Origin of the sequence: Dokdonia sp. PRO95 (assembly GCF_000355805.1) — a bacterium.
Lineage (GTDB): Bacteria > Bacteroidota > Bacteroidia > Flavobacteriales > Flavobacteriaceae > Dokdonia.
The window spans coordinates 1668735-1685246 of the sequence record NZ_CM001837.1 but is presented as its reverse complement, the minus strand read 5'-3'; the positions used below and the strand labels follow the sequence as shown (position 1 = coordinate 1685246).

The following is a 16512-nucleotide window of genomic DNA, read 5'->3' as shown; positions in this document are numbered from 1 at the left end:
TTTCTTTAAAACCTCATCCACGGAAATTCTTGAACTAGCTTTTCTTTTTGACCCTCTAATTTTACCAAGAATTTTTGGTGCGCAGCGCTGTCTTCATTAAAAGGTCTGTGAGCTAACCCTTGTTTGATTTGAGCTACTTTTTTCATTGTTTGTTGCGCTTTCGCGAAAGCGTACACTTCTACAAAACGCTCCCATACATAGGTAACAGCCTGCTCAGATGGGTGAACCATATCACTTGTATAAAAGCGATAGTCACGTAACTCATCCATCACAATCTCATAAGCCGGAAAATAACTCGCCTCACGACTATCTACAAGTTGATGAACTGCTGTAAGTAAATGTGATTTGCTGCGAGTATTTTCTACTATACCATCTTTAATATGACGCACTGGCGACACTGTAAAAGCAATCTCAATTTGTGGATTAAGTGTTTTTACCAGCTCACAAATACGAGACAGACTTCCTTGAATTTCGGTGACAGAAAGGAGTTTTCTAGTAAATGCCTGTTGAGGAACCTTGTGACAGTTGGCCACCACCTCATCACGTTCAAGATGTTTATAAACCCAAGCAGTACCTAGTGTGACAAATAGATGAGAAGACTCTATAAGCTGTTGCCTGAGCAATTGCTGCGCCTCTTGTAAGTGTATCACAGCTCCTAGTCTCGTAAGGGCGTTTTTGTCGCTGTGTGCATAAAAAGATTTCCAGACTCCGTCTAGTTCAAAGACGTCTGCTTCTGTATAGGTTTTATTTGCAACAGCATCTGCTACTAATCGTTCTAGTGCGACGGGATTAAAAATAATTCCAAACGGATTTGTAACCGCTTGGAATTTATAATATGCTAGCTTGTCACCTATGTTCTGCGCAAAGCAAGAACCTAACAACAATAATTTATGATCATACCCAAATTGACGAGCAGCAGGCTCTAGCGGTATTTGGGTCTGTAGTTTCATTATACAAGATAGTTCTTAACCTCTGCAATGGCAGCGTCTATACCTGCTGGATTTTTACCTCCTGCAGTTGCAAAGAAAGGTTGTCCTCCTCCTCCACCTTGGATGTGCTTTCCTAACTCACGCACGACAGTACCTGCGTTCAGATTTTTTGAAGCGACAAGCTCTTTTGAGATGTAGCAACTTAGTAATGCTTTACCGTTTTGCTCTGTTCCAAATAACAAGAATACGTTGTCTTTATTCTCTCCTAATTTAAAAGCAAGATCTTTAATAGCTCCCGCATCTAGATCTACCTTTTTTGCTAAGAAATCTACACCATCTATGTCTACAAATTCTTTTGCTAGATCACCACTTAAGTTTTGAGCTTTCTCTTTTATAAGTGCTTCTACTTGCTTTTTTAAAGCAGCATTCTCATCGAGTAGGCTAGTAATCGCTTTTACTGGATCTTGATTCCCTTTAAGGGTTGCTTTTACTTGATTATAGGCTTCGGTTTCTGATGTAAAGTAATCTTTGGCAGCATCGCTAGTAATTGCTTCTATGCGGCGTATACCAGAGGCCACTGCCCCTTCTGAAGTTATTTTGAAATGCCAGATGTCTCCTGTATTTTTTACGTGTGTACCACCACAAAGCTCCATAGACTTCCCAAAGCGTATGGTCCTTACAGCATCTCCATACTTTTCTCCAAATAATGCTATCGCTCCTTCTTGTATAGCTTGATCATAAGGAATACCACGTTGCTCTTCTAGAGATAGATTTTCGCGTATGCGTGCATTTACAAAATCTTCTACCTCTTTTAACTCCTCGCTTGTCACTTTAGAAAAGTGAGAGAAGTCAAAACGTAGGTTTCTGCTATGTACCATACTTCCCTTTTGCTCCACGTGTGTTCCTAGTATCTTACGAAGCCCTTGGTGTAATAAGTGTGTTGCCGTATGGTTTGCAGCCGTACGGCTACGTTGCTTCACATCTACCACTGCCTTAAACGTTCCCTCGGTAGATCTTGGGAGGTTTTTGGCAAGGTGTATAATAAGGTTGTTTTCTTTCTTTGTATCTATGATGTAAACCACCTCTCCGCTTGGAGTTTCTAGATATCCTTTATCACCTACTTGCCCTCCTCCTTCTGGATAGAATGGCGTAAGATTAAATACTAGTTGATATAACTCCCCGTCTTTTTTACTCTCTGTCTTACGGTAGCGAGTGATTTTTACAGATGCTTCTAGAGTATCGTAGCCTATGAATTCCTCTTCAGCATCTTCCTGTAAGATATTCCAGTCGTCTGTCTCCACCTTGGTTGCTGCACGAGAACGGTCCTTTTGCTCTTTAAGAGCAGCCTCAAAGCCTTTCTCATCAAGCTTTAAGTTTTTCTCACTAAGTATAAGTGCTGTAAGATCTATTGGGAATCCGTAGGTATCATAAAGTTCAAAAGCTTTATCTCCAGAAACGGTATCACCCTTTGTAGCTGCAATCACATTGTCAAGCAGCAGTAATCCTTTATCTAGCGTACGTAAAAAGGAAGCTTCCTCTTCACGTATCACATTTGTAATTAAATTTTTCTGTGATTTAAGTTCTGGAAATGCATCACCCATTTGTTTTACAAGTGTTGCTACAAGCTTGTAAATAAATGGTTCCTTAGTATCAAGGAATGTAAACCCGTAACGAATGGCACGTCGTAAGATTCTACGTATTACATAGCCAGCCCCAGTATTAGAAGGCAACTGCCCATCTGCAATTGAGAATGACACAGCTCTTACATGATCTGCGATTACTCGTACTGCAATATCTATTTCTTCATCATTACCACACTTTGAGTTTGTGATGGTTTCAATCTCGCTCATTAGTGGAGTAAAAACGTCTGTATCATAATTAGACTGCACTCCTTGAAGCACCATACATAAACGCTCAAATCCCATTCCAGTATCTACATGCTGATTAGGAAGCTTTACAAGCGATCCATCTGCAAGACGATTGTACTGCATGAATACCAAGTTCCAGATTTCCACTACATGTGGATGATCCATATTGATGAGGGTCTTTCCGTCTACTTTTGCTTTTTCTTCGGCAGATCTTATGTCTACGTGTATTTCTGAACATGGCCCGCAAGGTCCTTGCGCTCCCATCTCCCAGAAGTTATCCTTTTTATTTCCATCGATGATTCTATCCTCATCAATGCGCTGCTTCCAGATATCAAAAGCTTCTTGATCTCTATCTAATCCATCCTCTTTATCTCCTTCAAAAACACTCACATATAGACTGTCTTTATCAATCTTAACTACTTCCGTTAAGAATTCCCAAGCCCAAGCGATCGCCTCTTCCTTAAAGTAATCTCCAAAAGACCAGTTACCCAGCATCTCAAACATCGTGTGATGATAGGTGTCTTTACCTACTTCCTCGAGGTCATTATGTTTACCAGAAACACGCAAACATTTTTGAGTATCTGAGAGTCTTGTATTCTTTGGCGTGGCATTACCTAAAAAATATTCTTTAAAGGGCACCATTCCCGCGTTTGTAAACATTAACGTGGGGTCATCCTTTAAAACCATTGGTGCAGAGGGCACTATGGTATGTTTTTTGGATTCAAAAAAGTCTAGAAACTGTTTACGTACCTCTTGAGATTTCATACGATGGATGGTGTGGATAATTTATTTTATATTTGAACGTTGTTGAGGTTTTAGATTACGCTTTCGCGAAAGCGTATTTAACCCCTTAAACAAACCCCAAAAATAAGCATTTTAACTTATGTCTAAGGTAAAATATTACTATGATAGTGAGACCCTATCCTACCGAAAAGTAGAACGTAAAAAGGGACGCACTTTTGGCGCAGCATTGATTTTCATTGCAGCAGCAGCTCTTATGGGGCTACTTATTACTATTGCTGTATTTAACTCTGGTGTGGACACTCCTAAGGAAAGAAAACTAGAACGCGAGCTAGCAAATATGTCTTTGCAGTTTGAGCTCCAAGAAAAGAAACTAGACCAGATAGAGCGCGTACTTGCAAATGTAGAGGAGCGAGATAACAATGTATACCGTGTATTATTTGAAGCTAGCCCTATTCCTGATGAGGTAAGACAGGCAGGTTTTGGAGGGGTAAATCGCTATAAAGATTTAGAAGGCTTTGATAACTCTTCTATGATTATGGGAAGTGCAAAGCGTATTGATCAAATCACAAAACGACTTGTGATCCAGTCAAAGTCTCTAGACGAAATTGCAAAGCTAGCCGAAGAAAAAGAAGCCCTACTTAAAACAATACCTGCTATACAACCAGTACAAAACAAAGACCTCTCTAGAGTAGCTTCTGGATACGGAATGAGAGTACACCCTATATTAAAGTATAGAAAAATGCACAATGGGATGGACTTTACAGCTCCTCCTGGCACACCAATCTATGCCACTGGTGATGGTAAAGTGACTAAAGTAGGTCTAGGAAGCGGTTATGGTAAAATGGTTATCATCGAGCATGGCTTTGGTTATAAAACATATTATGCTCACATGAGTAAATACAAGGCTAAGGTAGGTCAAAACGTAAAACGTGGAGAGATAATAGGATATGTAGGTAACACTGGTCTGTCATCTGGTCCACACCTACATTACGAAGTGTGGAAAAATGGCACTGTAGTTAACCCTGTTAACTTCTATCATAATGACCTTACTCCAGAAGAGTATGATCTTATGCTCACTGCATCCTCTATAGAAAATCAATCCCTCGATTAATGCATATAGATCTTCCAGAAAAACTATACTATACGATAGGTGAAGTCTCAAAGGCATTTGATGTAAATGCTTCTTTGATACGTTTCTGGGAGAAGGAGTTTGATGTTATTGCTCCTAAAAAAAATGCTAAGGGCACAAGGAGGTTTACCCCAGAAGATATTAAAAATCTAGAGCTTATTTATCACCTCGTTAAGGAGCGCGGTTTTACACTCGAAGGTGCAAAAACACATCTCAAAGAAGGCAAAAAAGAAATATTATCAAACTTTGATATTATACGAAAGTTAGAAGCTGTAAAGGCTCAACTACTAGAGATCAAGTCTAATCTCTAAAAACGCTTTCCCTTATAATAATCACGATAAGCCATTCCTATAAAAAGTAAGCTAGTGGTTATTGACAACAAACTCATCACTAGATACTCACCTGAAACGAGGTGATACACACCAGCAACTACACCTATAACTCCCATAGATGCAAGTACATACAAAAATTTTAAATCCATAACAATAGCACACGACAAATGAGTGTATTTTTTTTTTACAAAAATCAAGCTTATATTACTCTTAGACGGCGAGTTTAACAAAACCTTATTGTCTTCTTATAGTAATTCTTTTTCTTAACTTGCTACTATTGCACGTTACTTGTAACAAATCACAACAAACAACAACTAACTATCAAACCAATTTATATTATGAATAAAACTAAAATCGCAGGCCTAGGGTGTCTTGGAATTATACTAATAGGTGCTGTTATTGCAGTAGTTATTGCATTTGCAGTAGGACCTAAATTTTACAATACAGCAATAGATCTCCAAGAAAATGCTACATCTCAATGGGCTAATGTTCAAAGCTCTTATCAACGTCGTGCAGACCTTATACCTAACATAGTAAACACAGCAAAAGGGTACGCAGAATTTGAGCAAAGCACACTTATAGGTGTTATCGAAGCACGCTCTAAAGCAACTTCTATTACAATAGATCCATCTAATATTACTCCAGCACAATTAAAGCAATTCCAACAAGCTCAAGAAGGTCTTACCTCTGCGCTATCTCGACTTCTAGCTGTTTTTGAACGTTACCCGGATCTTAAGGCAAATGAAAACTTTAAGGAACTTATCAATGAGTTAGAACGCACAGAGAACCGCATCAATGTAGAACGAAATCGTTTTAATGAATCAGTGAAACCTTTCAATGTACACATCAAAAAATTCCCGAATAACTTTATAAACAATTTCATTGGTAAATTCTCTGAGATGGAATACTTTGAGGCAGATGCAGGATCAGAAAATGCTCCAGAAGTAGAATTCGATTTTGGCACAAAATAAATGGCATCTACGGTAGAAGACTTCTTAAGTAAGAGTGATGAGCAGGCCATAGTTGCAGCCATAAGACAGGCAGAAACGCTTACCTCAGGAGAAATCCGTGTGCACCTAGAACATCACTCTAACACAGAGGATGCGCTTGTACGTGCTCAAGAATTATTTCATTTACTTAAAATGGATAACACCAAGGAAGAAAATGGAGTCCTTATTTATGTAGCTGTAGATGATCATAAGCTCGCGATTTGCGGTGATGCTGGCATTAACAAAGTAGTCCCTCCAGATTTCTGGGAGTCTACTAAGGATGCTATGATTGCTCAGTTTACAAAAGGAAATTTCCGGGATGGCCTCATCCAGGGAGTACAGTCTGCTGGAGAGAAACTAGCTGCATTTTTCCCATGGAAACATGGTGACAAGAATGAACTTCCTGACGAAATAAGCACCTCTTAATGCAAGAAAAAAATAATTTTTTAGGTTCACGCTTTCGCGAAAGCGTACTCTTCTCTCTACTTTTATTGGTACTGAGTATTCCTGTATTTGGTCAATTTAATATTCCTGAAAAACCAACAAAGGCAAATCCTGACGCAGTTTATGATTACATAGGCTTACTTTCTGCAGGACAAAAGAGTGCTTTAGAAAACAAGCTTATTAAATACAGTGACAGCACCTCAACACAAATTGTGATTGCTATTATCTCTACTTCTAATGGAGAAGGACTTGATATGGTAGGCGCAAAGTGGGGACAGCAATGGGGAATAGGCCAGGCAGATCAAGATAACGGTATCCTTATCATTCTTGCAAAAGATGATCGTAAGGTAGATATCAATACGGGTTATGGGATAGAAAGCATCATTTCTGATCGTGATGCAGAGCAAATCATAAATAGAATAATGATCCCTCAGTTTAAACAAGGAAATTTCTATGCTGGTCTTGATCAAAGCGCAGATGCCATCTTTGATGGATTACAAGGAAACTTCAAAGGAACAAGACAAGGTAATGATGGATTTCCAATAGAGGGAATTCTCATGTTTATCTTTTTTATTGTCATCCTCATTATCATAAGTCGTAATAACCATCGTGGTGGTGGCCGCAATGGCGGTAAGCGCAGTGTGGGTGGCTCACTACTGGATGTTATCATCCTCAGCAACATGGGACGTGGTGGCTTTGGTGGTGGTGGATCTTTTGGCGGAGGTGGAAGCTTCGGTGGAGGCGGTGGCTTTGGAGGAGGTTTCGGTGGCGGTGGCTTTGGAGGCGGCGGTGCTTCTGGAGGATGGTAATGGCACAAAGCTCTTCAAAATAAAATCTCTAATAATGCCTTTGCATTTACGCCCATCTACACATAACTACCGTTATTATTCCCATAAATAGTAAGATTAAGTTTTATAAAAACTTTTACATTCATATCTCATGAAATCCGTAACTTTCAAGAAACAACTAATTATTAACACATTAAATTGAAAATTATGGCAGTATTAAAAGTTATAGAAGTATTAGCAAGTTCTGAGAAAAGTTGGGAAAATGCAGCAGAAAATGCACTTAAACACGCTAGTAAATCTTTAAAAAACATCAAATCACTTTACGTAAATGAACAAAACTGCGTAGTAGGTGACGATGGAAAAATAAAAGAATACCGCATGAACTGTAAGATTACTTTTGAAGTAAAGTAAATCTCTTTTTAAAATATTGATAAAAGTCCCATCTCTAGATGGGACTTTTTTTGTTTGTATTTTTACAAGACTACCTATTTTACCAGTACGTCTAGAATATTACTCCTTTATCAAACGGCAAGCACTAAATAATCCCACTATGGAACATCCTTATACTAATGATCTTATACAGGAGACTAGTCCTTATCTCTTACAACACGCCCATAATCCTGTAGACTGGAAACCATGGAATGAGCAAACGCTCGCTCAGGCTAAAAAGGAAAACAAACTCTTATTGATAAGCATAGGTTACTCTTCATGCCACTGGTGTCATGTTATGGAGCACGAGAGCTTTGAAAATACAGAGGTCGCACAACTTATGAACGCGCATTTTATAAATATAAAAGTAGATCGTGAGGAGCGTCCAGATGTGGATAATGTATACATGAATGCTGTGCAACTTATGACAGGCAGAGGTGGCTGGCCTCTTAATGCCATTGCATTACCAGATGGAAGACCCGTATGGGGAGGCACCTATTTCCCTAAAGAGGAATGGACGAGCGCACTGGAGCAAATTGCAAAACTCTATCAAACAGCCCCAGAAAAACTCATTGAATATGCAGAAAAGCTTGATCAAGGCATGCAAGAAATGGATGCAATTATCCCGAATAATAGTACTCCAGATTTCAAGCTAGAAACCTTGCAAAATGCGATAAGCCAGTGGTCAAGACAGTGGGATACTAGACAAGGAGGCCTCAATCGTGCGCCCAAGTTTATGATGCCTAATAACTATCAGTTTTTACTTAGGTATGCACATCAAAATAATGATGAAGAAATTTTAGAATATGTAAATACTACCTTAGAACAAATTGCCTTTGGTGGAGTTAATGATCACGTAGGTGGTGGCTTTGCGCGTTATAGTGTAGATACAAAGTGGCATGTGCCACACTTTGAAAAAATGCTTTATGACAATGCACAATTAGTAAGCTTATACGCACTAGCATACACTAAAACTAAAAACCCTTTATACAAGCAAACCGTCTATCAAACTTTAGCATTTATAGCCCGTGAGATGACCACACATGATGGAGCCTTTTATAGTGCTATAGATGCAGATAGCTTAACTGCAGATGGAATTCTAGAAGAAGGAGCTTATTATGTGTGGACCAAAAATGAGCTGCAAACTTTGATAGGTGATGATTTTGATCTTTTTAAGGAATACTACAACATCAACTCTTATGGAAAATGGGAGAAAGACAACTATGTTCTGATTAGACAAGATACAGACCAAGACTTCTCAAGGGAATTTGGTATTTCAGTACAAGAAATCATTTCCAAAAAAACTAAATGGCATGAGGACTTATTACGCTTTCGCGAAAGCAATAAAGAAAAACCTCGCCTAGATGACAAAATTCTAACCTCTTGGAATGGGTTAATGATTAAAGGATATGTAGACGCCTATCGCGCTTTTAAGGATGAGGCATTTCTTACTGCAGCATTAAAAAATGCCAACTTTATACACACTAACCTGATGAGAACAGATGGCGGTCTTAATCGTACCTACAAAAATGATAAGAGCACTATAAATGGATATCTAGAGGATTATGCAGCCATAGTAGATGCCTTTATAGCACTCTATGAAGTTACAGCAGATAGTAAATGGCTTCATAAAGCTAAACAGCTTACAGATTACACCTTTGAACATTTTCAAAATCCAGTAAATGATTTGTTTTTCTATACATCAAACCAAGATCCTAGTTTAGCAAGTCGAAACACAGAGTTTTATGATAATGTGATTCCGTCCTCAAACTCCATAATGGCCAAAAATATCTTTATGCTATCTCATTACTATAGCGATAATACATATGGAGATACGGCCATAGCAATGCTACATAACATTCAGCCATCTATTGATCAGAGTCCTACTAGTTTTTCAAACTGGATGGATGGAATGCTTAACTATACTATGCCTTTTTATGAGCTTGTCATCGTGGGAAAAGATGCCGAAGTCTTAAGAGAAGAGTTTGATAGTTATTACATTCCTAATAAATTAATTGCAACGAGCACGAGTGACAGTGATCAAGATATTTTTAAAGGACGTTACCATGATGACAAAACGTTTATATATGTATGTGTGAATAATACTTGCCAACTGCCCGTAGAGACTGTGAAAGCAGCGTTAAAACTCATGGAAGTTTAACAGAAGTTTATCCTAGAAGATTATGTAACACGCTTCCTTATATTCAATTTTGTAAAAAAATTAAATATGAGCAACCCTCTAGACCAAGTAAGCGAATACCAAGAACATATAGATCAAGCCATAAAGTGGGTTTGGGAATTTCTTCCAGGCTTCCTAAGTGCTATAGTTTTACTATTCATTGGTCTATGGGTAATCCGAATAATAAAGAAACTAGTAGCTAAATTTTTCAAAAGAAAAGACTACGATCCTACTCTTGAAAAGTTTATTGCCGACCTTATTAACTGGACACTTAAGATTGTTTTATTTGTCTTAGTGATAACACAAGTAGGGGTAAAAACAACCTCGCTCGTTGCAATTATTGGGGCTGCAGGTCTTGCAATAGGACTAGCATTACAGGGATCTCTCGCAAACTTTGCAGGAGGAGTTCTTATCTTATTACTAAGACCTTTTAAAGTAGGTGATTTTATAAAAGCACAAGGACAAGAAGGAACTGTAAAAGAGATTTCAATATTCCAGACCAAGCTTAACACCTTTGGAAATCAACTAGCTATTATCCCAAATGGAAAGTTGTCTAATGAGACCATTGTAAACTTTACAGAAGAAGGAATACGCAAAGAAGCCATCACCTTTGGAATTGACTATGGTGATGATGTAAAACTGGCCAAAAACATTTTACTCACACTAGTCAATGAACAAGAGCAAGTAATCCAAGAAGAAGGTAAAGCACCTATGATAGTGCTTGCAGAACTAGGAGATAGTAGTGTAAACTTATCGCTTAGATATTGGGCAAAAAATGAAGACTTCTGGAATTTACGCTGGTTAGTTCTTGAAGAAGGTAAGGAACGTCTAGAAGCTGCTGGGATTACTATACCCTTCCCGCAACGTGACGTACACATTCACAAAAATGAATCGTAAAAACTAGATAAGATTCCCATTTGTATCGATTAACGATAACATAGAAATGATAATCATTTCATAAAAACTCGCATATAAACATAAATGCGAGTTTTTATATTTTTAGGCTACAAACATTAACAACCTAATAAATAAAACCAATGGAAGATTATCAAAAATGGATTGACCTCGCTATCGAAAAAGGATCAGAATATGGACTTAAGATCCTTATGGCATTAGTCATATGGATTGTAGGTAAATGGGTTATTGGAAAACTAATGAAGGTTTTCAAGAAAATGCTCGAGAAGAATAAGAATATGGATAAAACACTTGAAAAGTTTTTATCTAATCTCGTGAGAACCGTTTTATTAGTTCTACTTATAATAGCAATTTTAGGACAATTAGGTATAGATACAGCATCTTTTGCCGCTATCCTTGCCGCTGCTGGTCTTGCTGTTGGTCTTGCTCTTCAAGGCTCTTTATCTAATTTTGCAGGAGGTGTACTACTTATACTTTTCAAACCATTTAAAGTAGGAGATCTCATAGAAGCTCAAGGTGAAGTGGGAGTTGTATCAGAAATTCAAATATTTACTACTAAAATAGCTACACCAGGAAACAAGCTAGTTATTATACCAAATGGTGTTTTATCTAATGGTAATATTAAAAACTACACAGAACTAGGAGAACTGCGTGTAGACCTTACAATAGGTGTATCTTACGATGCAGATATTAAAGCGACTAAGGACGCTCTTATGCGTGCTATGCATTCTCAACAAAACGTACTGCAAGTACCTGCTCCATCTGTAAATATGGGTGAGCTAGCAGATAGCTCTGTAAACTACGAAGTACGTCCTTGGGCTACACCAGAAAATTACTGGGATGTATACTTCCAAACCATCGAAAATTGTAAAATTGAACTTGACAAAGCTGGGATTGAAATTCCTTATCCACATGCTGTCGAAATACACAAAGAAGCTTAAGAAGCTCTTTCTTAAAAGTAAAAATCCCGTGATACAGTATTGTATCACGGGATTTTTTTTGCTTTAGTGTTATTATTATTTTGCTTTAGGCTTACCTGCAATAAAATCCTTGAGATAATACGGTTCAAAATAAGCTACATCTTCAATATCATTAGCTTCAAATTTTGACTGTGCCATAGTTGCCATTTGTGTTGATGAAGGCAGCTCTCCTATCACAAACCTAGCATTAGGGTGCTCACAGATTTCTTGAAATTTTTCTACACCATTACCCACAAAGTGAACGATTCCTTTATCTAGATATTCTACAAAAGAGGTTTCATCTAGTATTTGCGCTTGGGTTTCTCTGTGACGGTTTCCATTATTATCAAAAACGGCACTGTATACTTCCATACGACGTGCATCAAGCATTGGTATGATGAGCTCGCCATCTGTTACAGATAGCTTTCGCGAAAGCGCACCTAAAGTATCTATAGAGATAAGCGGCACATCAAGTGCAGCACAAAGTCCCTTTGCTGCCGAAACTCCTATACGAAGCCCTGTATAACTCCCTGGTCCTTTACTTACAGCAATAGCACTGAGCATATCCTTAGTAACGCCTGCCGTATCAAGCACCTCTTTAATAAATACATGTAATCGTTCTGCATGAGAATACTTCTGAGCATTATCCTCCTGCATGGCTACCACGTTTCCATTAATAGACAAAGCCACCGAACAATTTGTGGTGGCTGTCTCTAGACATAAAATATGTGTCATTTTTTATTCTTCAGATTCGTTTTTTTCTCCTTTCACCTCAACTTTGTCTCCAGTTTTAAGTGTTTTTGTTACTAGACTATAAGGGCCTGTAATAATCTCATCACCTTCTTCAAGACCTGTTAAGATTTCGATTTTAGAGTCATCTTGTATTCCTGTAGTTACCACCTTCAATTTTGCCTCACCACCATTCTTGACGAATACACATTCAAATTTTTCCTCTGCTCCTGCTACACTTGTTGTAGACTTAGGCGTGGTGCTTCTTGTGGCACTCGTATCTGTTTTAACAACAATAGCACTTATAGGAGCTGCAAGAATATCATTACGCTTCTTTGTAATAATATCTACAGTAGCCGTCATACCTGGTCTAAATGGCGAGTATGTGTCCTTTTTTCCCTCTAGCAAGTGCTTATATGAATCCTCTAGAATACGCACCTTTACTTTAAAATTTGTAACCTGATCTGCAGTGAGCGTTGCTTGAGCAGAGTTTGCAATTTCTGTCACTACGCCAGCAAATTTTGTTTTCAAATATGCGTCTACCTCTACTATGGTAGAATCTCCTATTGCGATTTTTACAATATCATTTTCATTTACATCTACCTCAACCTCCATGTTATTGAGGTTTGCTACACGTACGATTTCTGTTCCTGCCATTTGCGCAGTACCTACTACACGTTCTCCTAGCTCTACATTAAGCATAGAAATTGTACCATCACGTGGTGCAAAAATAGAAGTTCGCCCTAGATTATCTGTAGCTTGCTTTACTTGAGCAGCTACGCTTTGTACGTTATAAAAAGCACTCTGACGATTTGCCTGTGCAATTTCTAGATCAGACTGTGCTCTCTCAAAATCTGCTTTTGAAATCACCCCTTTATCAAAAAGAGGCTTATTACGATCAAACGTAAGTTTTGCTTGGTTAAGACTAGCTTCTGCTTGTGATAATCCTGCACGGCTATTTTGTAGCGCTGCTCGGCTCTGGCTTACTGCTGCCTGTACCAAGTCTGGATTAATCTTTACAAGTAAATCTCCTTTTTTTACATCTTGACCTTCTTTAATAGGAAGATCTATAATTTCTCCAGAAACTTCTGATGATAGCTTTACCTCTATCTCTGGCTGTATTTTACCTGTAGCTGCAACCGTCTCAATGATTGTTGCTCTCTCAAGCTTCTGCACCTCTACAGTCTTGAAGTTACCAGACTTACCGAAAGCTCCAGATTTTTTACCTGCAATAAGTGCTATTACTACAACAGCAACAACGCCTAGTACAATGAAAAGTGTTTTTTTACTCATGTTGGTTAGAATTTTAGTTCGGTAGCAGGAACTCCAAAATAGAGCTCTAACACCTTAATACGGAAAATATAATCATATTTAGCACGCGCAATCTCAATCTGTGCATTATCGTAACGCAATTTACTCTGGCTAAAGTCAAAAGCATTGGTAAGCCCTACATCGTAGCGATCTTTTGCGTATGCATAAGCTAGCTCTTGAGACTCAACAGCTATTTTGGCAGCCTCATAGCTTTCTCTTGCAGCTTTTGCATCTGTGTATGCTTGATATACGGCAGTTCTAAGGTTTTGCTCTGCTAGTTCTTTTTGAAACTCAGATCGCATCACATTTACTTCGCTACGTTTTACTTGATTCTTTACACTAAACCCGTTAAAAACCGGAACTCGCAAAGATAATCCATAAGAGATTCCATCATTGAGGTATAGTTGCTCTACAAATGGCAATGGCCCTATCTCGTCAACTCCAGTAATATTAGGAGACAAACTAGTTACAATATCACCAGTGTTACCCACAACTCCAATAGGATTTCCAGAATCAATAAAAGGATTGTCAGGATCTATAGAAGTATTAAAACCACTTGATCTATTAGACTCTCTCGTGTTATAATTAAAAAATGCATCTAGTGTAGGGTAAAATCCTGTCTTGCTTATTTCTAAATCTTTTTTGGCTATGGCTTCATTTTGAGCGGCAATCTTTAAATCATAACGTGTCTCTTTTGCAGTCTCTATGAGCACCTCTGCTTGTGTATCTAAGATTCCTTCTCCTTGCACTTCATATTCCCCTTCGGCTATATCAAAGTTTGCAAAATCTTTAATATTTAAAAGCTGAGCGAGATTTACAAGTCCAATAGAAACCGCATTCTCTGCAGCGACTATTCGTTGTCTTTCGCTAGCGTCTGTTGCTCTTATTTCTAATAGATCTCCTCGAGGCAACACACCTCCATCTACAAGTTCTTGTGTGCGTTCTATTTGTTCCTTAGTCACTGCGTTTTGAGCTACAATCACTTTTGCACTTTCCTTTGCGAGTAAAACTTGTAAGTAAGAAACCGCCACATTAAGCGCTACATCATCTTTAAGTTTAGCAATGTTATAATCTGCAGCTATTTTAGAGAGTTCTGCTCTATCAAGTACTTTATGATTTCTAAAACCATTGATTAATCGCACTCCAGAACTAACACCAAAAGATGAGTTACGTGTTTGTTGTGTTTCTAAAACTCCAGTAAGAACGTTTTGCGTGAGACCCGTTTGCCAAGAGTTTGATGCAGTACCATTTAAGCTAGGCAAAAATGCTCCTATTGCATCAGAGCGGTCTATTGCTGCAGTCTCTAGGTCTAACTCCGTTTGCTGGATGTTAATGTTATTATCTATCGCATATTGCACGCATTCTTGCAGGGTCCACTTCTTCTCTTGACTGTAAGTCGTAAGAGCGAGTAACGCTGTCATACAAAATAAGATGGCTTTTTTCATAATCTTGATTGATGTCCAATATGACTATTGAAACGGTTATATGTTACAAAAACTGTTAATTATTTTTTTTGAGTAGCTGTTACGCTTTCGCGAAAGCGCATTTAAAAACACCTCTACACTCCTATAAACAAAGGACTACCTACCCTCTACCTCCTCCAAATCCAGTAGGAATTTTAAGTTGGTTCCACACCTTGATATTATCTTCTGCGGTGATACCGCTCTTTACTTCTACAAAAATACCATCGCTCACGCCTACCTCAATATCACGACGTTCAAATTCTTGATCACCCGTAGCGACCTCAACAAATGGCTTTTTAGTCTTAGGATCATATTGCACAAGTGCCTCTTTTATGGAAAGAACATCTGTTGCTTTCTCGAGGATAATACTTGCATTTGCACTCAGCCCTGCTCTAATAAAAGTATCTGAGTTTGTACGATCTAGTGTTCCTTTTATTTCAAACTGGATAGCTCCATTTTCGGCTACGCCCTTAGGTGCTATATAATCGAGAGTTGCGTTAAAAGTCATATTTTCTATCGCCCCTACGGTAATTTCTAATGGTAAATCTTCTTTTATTTTGCCTACTTCACTCTCGTCCACCTTTCCTTCAAAAATCATTTTATCTACATCTGCAAGCGTTGCAACGGTAGTTCCATCATTAAAATTATTGGCTTCAATCACTTGGTTTCCTGTTTTTACAGGCACATCTAGAATCATCCCAGTAATGGTGGATCTTATTTGAGTAGTGGCAGCATTACCAAGACCACTAGTAGTTCCTGTTTTAATAATATCATAATTTTGAGAAGCACTCGTAAGATTTACTTGCTCCTGCTTTACACGCTGTTGCGCCTGGTTATATGCATTTTGAATCCCATCAAAATCATTTGCAGAGATTACGCCTTTATCAAAGAGCGCCTTCTGACGGTCATATATACTTTTTTGATTTGCTAGCGCAAGCTTTGCAGTCTCAACTCCCGTGCGAGCACCTGCAATATTATTTTTTGCATTTGTAAGTGATGACGCATTAGGCACCACCTCAATTTGAGCGATAAGATCTCCAGCTTTGATATTATCTCCAGCCTCTACATAAATCTCTTTAATGATTCCAGACACATTAGGCTTGATAAGTACTTCTTCCTTAGGAACAATGCTTCCTGTAGCTACCGTTTTCTTAACAATAGTTCGACTAGTGGCTTGCTCTGTAGTATAAACAATAGGGTCTTGCTTATCCTTTGTGTAGATATACCAAATGCCTGCTGCAAATAATATGACGATTACAATAAGTGTAATAATAGTTCCTGTGCGTTTCATGGTATGAGTGGTT

Annotated in this window: 16 protein-coding genes; 9 read left to right on the top strand and 7 right to left on the bottom strand. The window is 38.3% G+C overall.

Annotated features, from left to right (window positions below):
• Positions 1-5: 5 nt before the first annotated feature.
• Both D017_RS07455 and alaS read right to left on the bottom strand, forming a co-directional pair.
• Entirely contained in the window at positions 6-950 is a 945-nt protein-coding gene (locus D017_RS07455) for a GSCFA domain-containing protein (protein WP_035335673.1), read from the bottom strand.
• Complete coding sequence (alaS, locus tag D017_RS07450) at positions 950-3562, bottom strand: alanine--tRNA ligase (protein ID WP_035335672.1); 2613 nt, start codon at positions 3560-3562, stop codon at positions 950-952. Before alaS ends, D017_RS07455 begins: the two co-directional genes overlap by 1 nt.
• A 118-nt stretch (positions 3563-3680) precedes the next feature.
• Here alaS and D017_RS07445 point away from each other — a divergent pair, with 118 nt between their 5' ends.
• Positions 3681-4652, top strand: a complete 972-nt coding sequence (locus D017_RS07445; protein WP_035335671.1) for a M23 family metallopeptidase — start codon at positions 3681-3683, stop codon at positions 4650-4652.
• Positions 4652-4981 carry a MerR family transcriptional regulator gene (locus tag D017_RS07440; protein WP_035335670.1) on the top strand — a complete coding sequence of 110 codons (330 nt, stop codon included), beginning with the start codon at positions 4652-4654 and terminating at the stop codon, positions 4979-4981. Before D017_RS07445 ends, D017_RS07440 begins: the two co-directional genes overlap by 1 nt.
• Here D017_RS07440 and D017_RS15370 read toward each other — a convergent pair.
• Entirely contained in the window at positions 4978-5151 is a 174-nt protein-coding gene (locus D017_RS15370) for a hypothetical protein (RefSeq protein WP_160164965.1), read from the bottom strand. The two genes, D017_RS07440 and D017_RS15370, sit on opposite strands and share 4 nt — an antisense overlap.
• A 189-nt stretch (positions 5152-5340) precedes the next feature.
• Here D017_RS15370 and D017_RS07435 point away from each other — a divergent pair, with 189 nt between their 5' ends.
• The 7 genes from D017_RS07435 (at position 5341) to D017_RS07405 (ending at position 11687) form a co-directional block, all read left to right on the top strand.
• Positions 5341-5973 (top strand): LemA family protein, encoded by a 633-nt coding sequence (locus D017_RS07435; RefSeq protein ID WP_035335669.1) that lies wholly within the window; start codon positions 5341-5343, stop codon positions 5971-5973.
• Positions 5974-6417, top strand: coding sequence for a TPM domain-containing protein (locus tag D017_RS07430; RefSeq protein WP_035335668.1), 444 nt, complete (start codon positions 5974-5976; stop codon positions 6415-6417).
• Positions 6417-7244 (top strand): TPM domain-containing protein, encoded by an 828-nt coding sequence (locus D017_RS07425; RefSeq protein WP_035335667.1) that lies wholly within the window; start codon positions 6417-6419, stop codon positions 7242-7244. Before D017_RS07430 ends, D017_RS07425 begins: the two co-directional genes overlap by 1 nt.
• A gap of 186 nt (positions 7245-7430) precedes the next feature.
• Positions 7431-7634 (top strand): dodecin family protein, encoded by a 204-nt coding sequence (locus D017_RS07420; RefSeq protein WP_035335666.1) that lies wholly within the window; start codon positions 7431-7433, stop codon positions 7632-7634.
• 139 nt (positions 7635-7773) lie between these two features.
• Entirely contained in the window at positions 7774-9813 is a 2040-nt protein-coding gene (locus D017_RS07415; RefSeq protein WP_035335664.1) for a thioredoxin domain-containing protein, read from the top strand.
• A gap of 66 nt (positions 9814-9879) precedes the next feature.
• Positions 9880-10728 (top strand): mechanosensitive ion channel domain-containing protein, encoded by an 849-nt coding sequence (locus D017_RS07410; protein WP_035335663.1) that lies wholly within the window; start codon positions 9880-9882, stop codon positions 10726-10728.
• A 140-nt stretch (positions 10729-10868) separates the two neighbouring features.
• Positions 10869-11687 (top strand): mechanosensitive ion channel domain-containing protein, encoded by an 819-nt coding sequence (locus tag D017_RS07405; protein WP_035335661.1) that lies wholly within the window; start codon positions 10869-10871, stop codon positions 11685-11687.
• Positions 11688-11762: 75 nt separating this feature from the next.
• On the opposite strand, the gene tsaB is transcribed toward D017_RS07405, so the two are convergent.
• The 4 genes from tsaB to D017_RS07385 all read right to left on the bottom strand — a co-directional run bounded on the left by tsaB (position 11763) and on the right by D017_RS07385 (position 16499).
• Positions 11763-12440, bottom strand: a complete 678-nt coding sequence (gene tsaB, locus D017_RS07400; RefSeq protein WP_035335660.1) for a tRNA (adenosine(37)-N6)-threonylcarbamoyltransferase complex dimerization subunit type 1 TsaB — start codon at positions 12438-12440, stop codon at positions 11763-11765.
• A gap of 3 nt (positions 12441-12443) precedes the next feature.
• A complete protein-coding gene (locus D017_RS07395; protein WP_035335659.1) occupies positions 12444-13727 on the bottom strand; it encodes an efflux RND transporter periplasmic adaptor subunit in 1284 nt (427 codons plus the stop codon).
• Positions 13728-13732: 5 nt separating this feature from the next.
• Positions 13733-15190, bottom strand: a complete 1458-nt coding sequence (locus D017_RS07390; protein ID WP_035335658.1) for a TolC family protein — start codon at positions 15188-15190, stop codon at positions 13733-13735.
• A 139-nt stretch (positions 15191-15329) separates the two neighbouring features.
• The gene (locus tag D017_RS07385) at positions 15330-16499 is read right to left on the bottom strand and encodes an efflux RND transporter periplasmic adaptor subunit (RefSeq protein ID WP_035335657.1); all 1170 of its coding nucleotides are present in this window, start codon (positions 16497-16499) and stop codon (positions 15330-15332) included.
• Between the last annotated feature and the right edge of the window lie 13 nt (positions 16500-16512).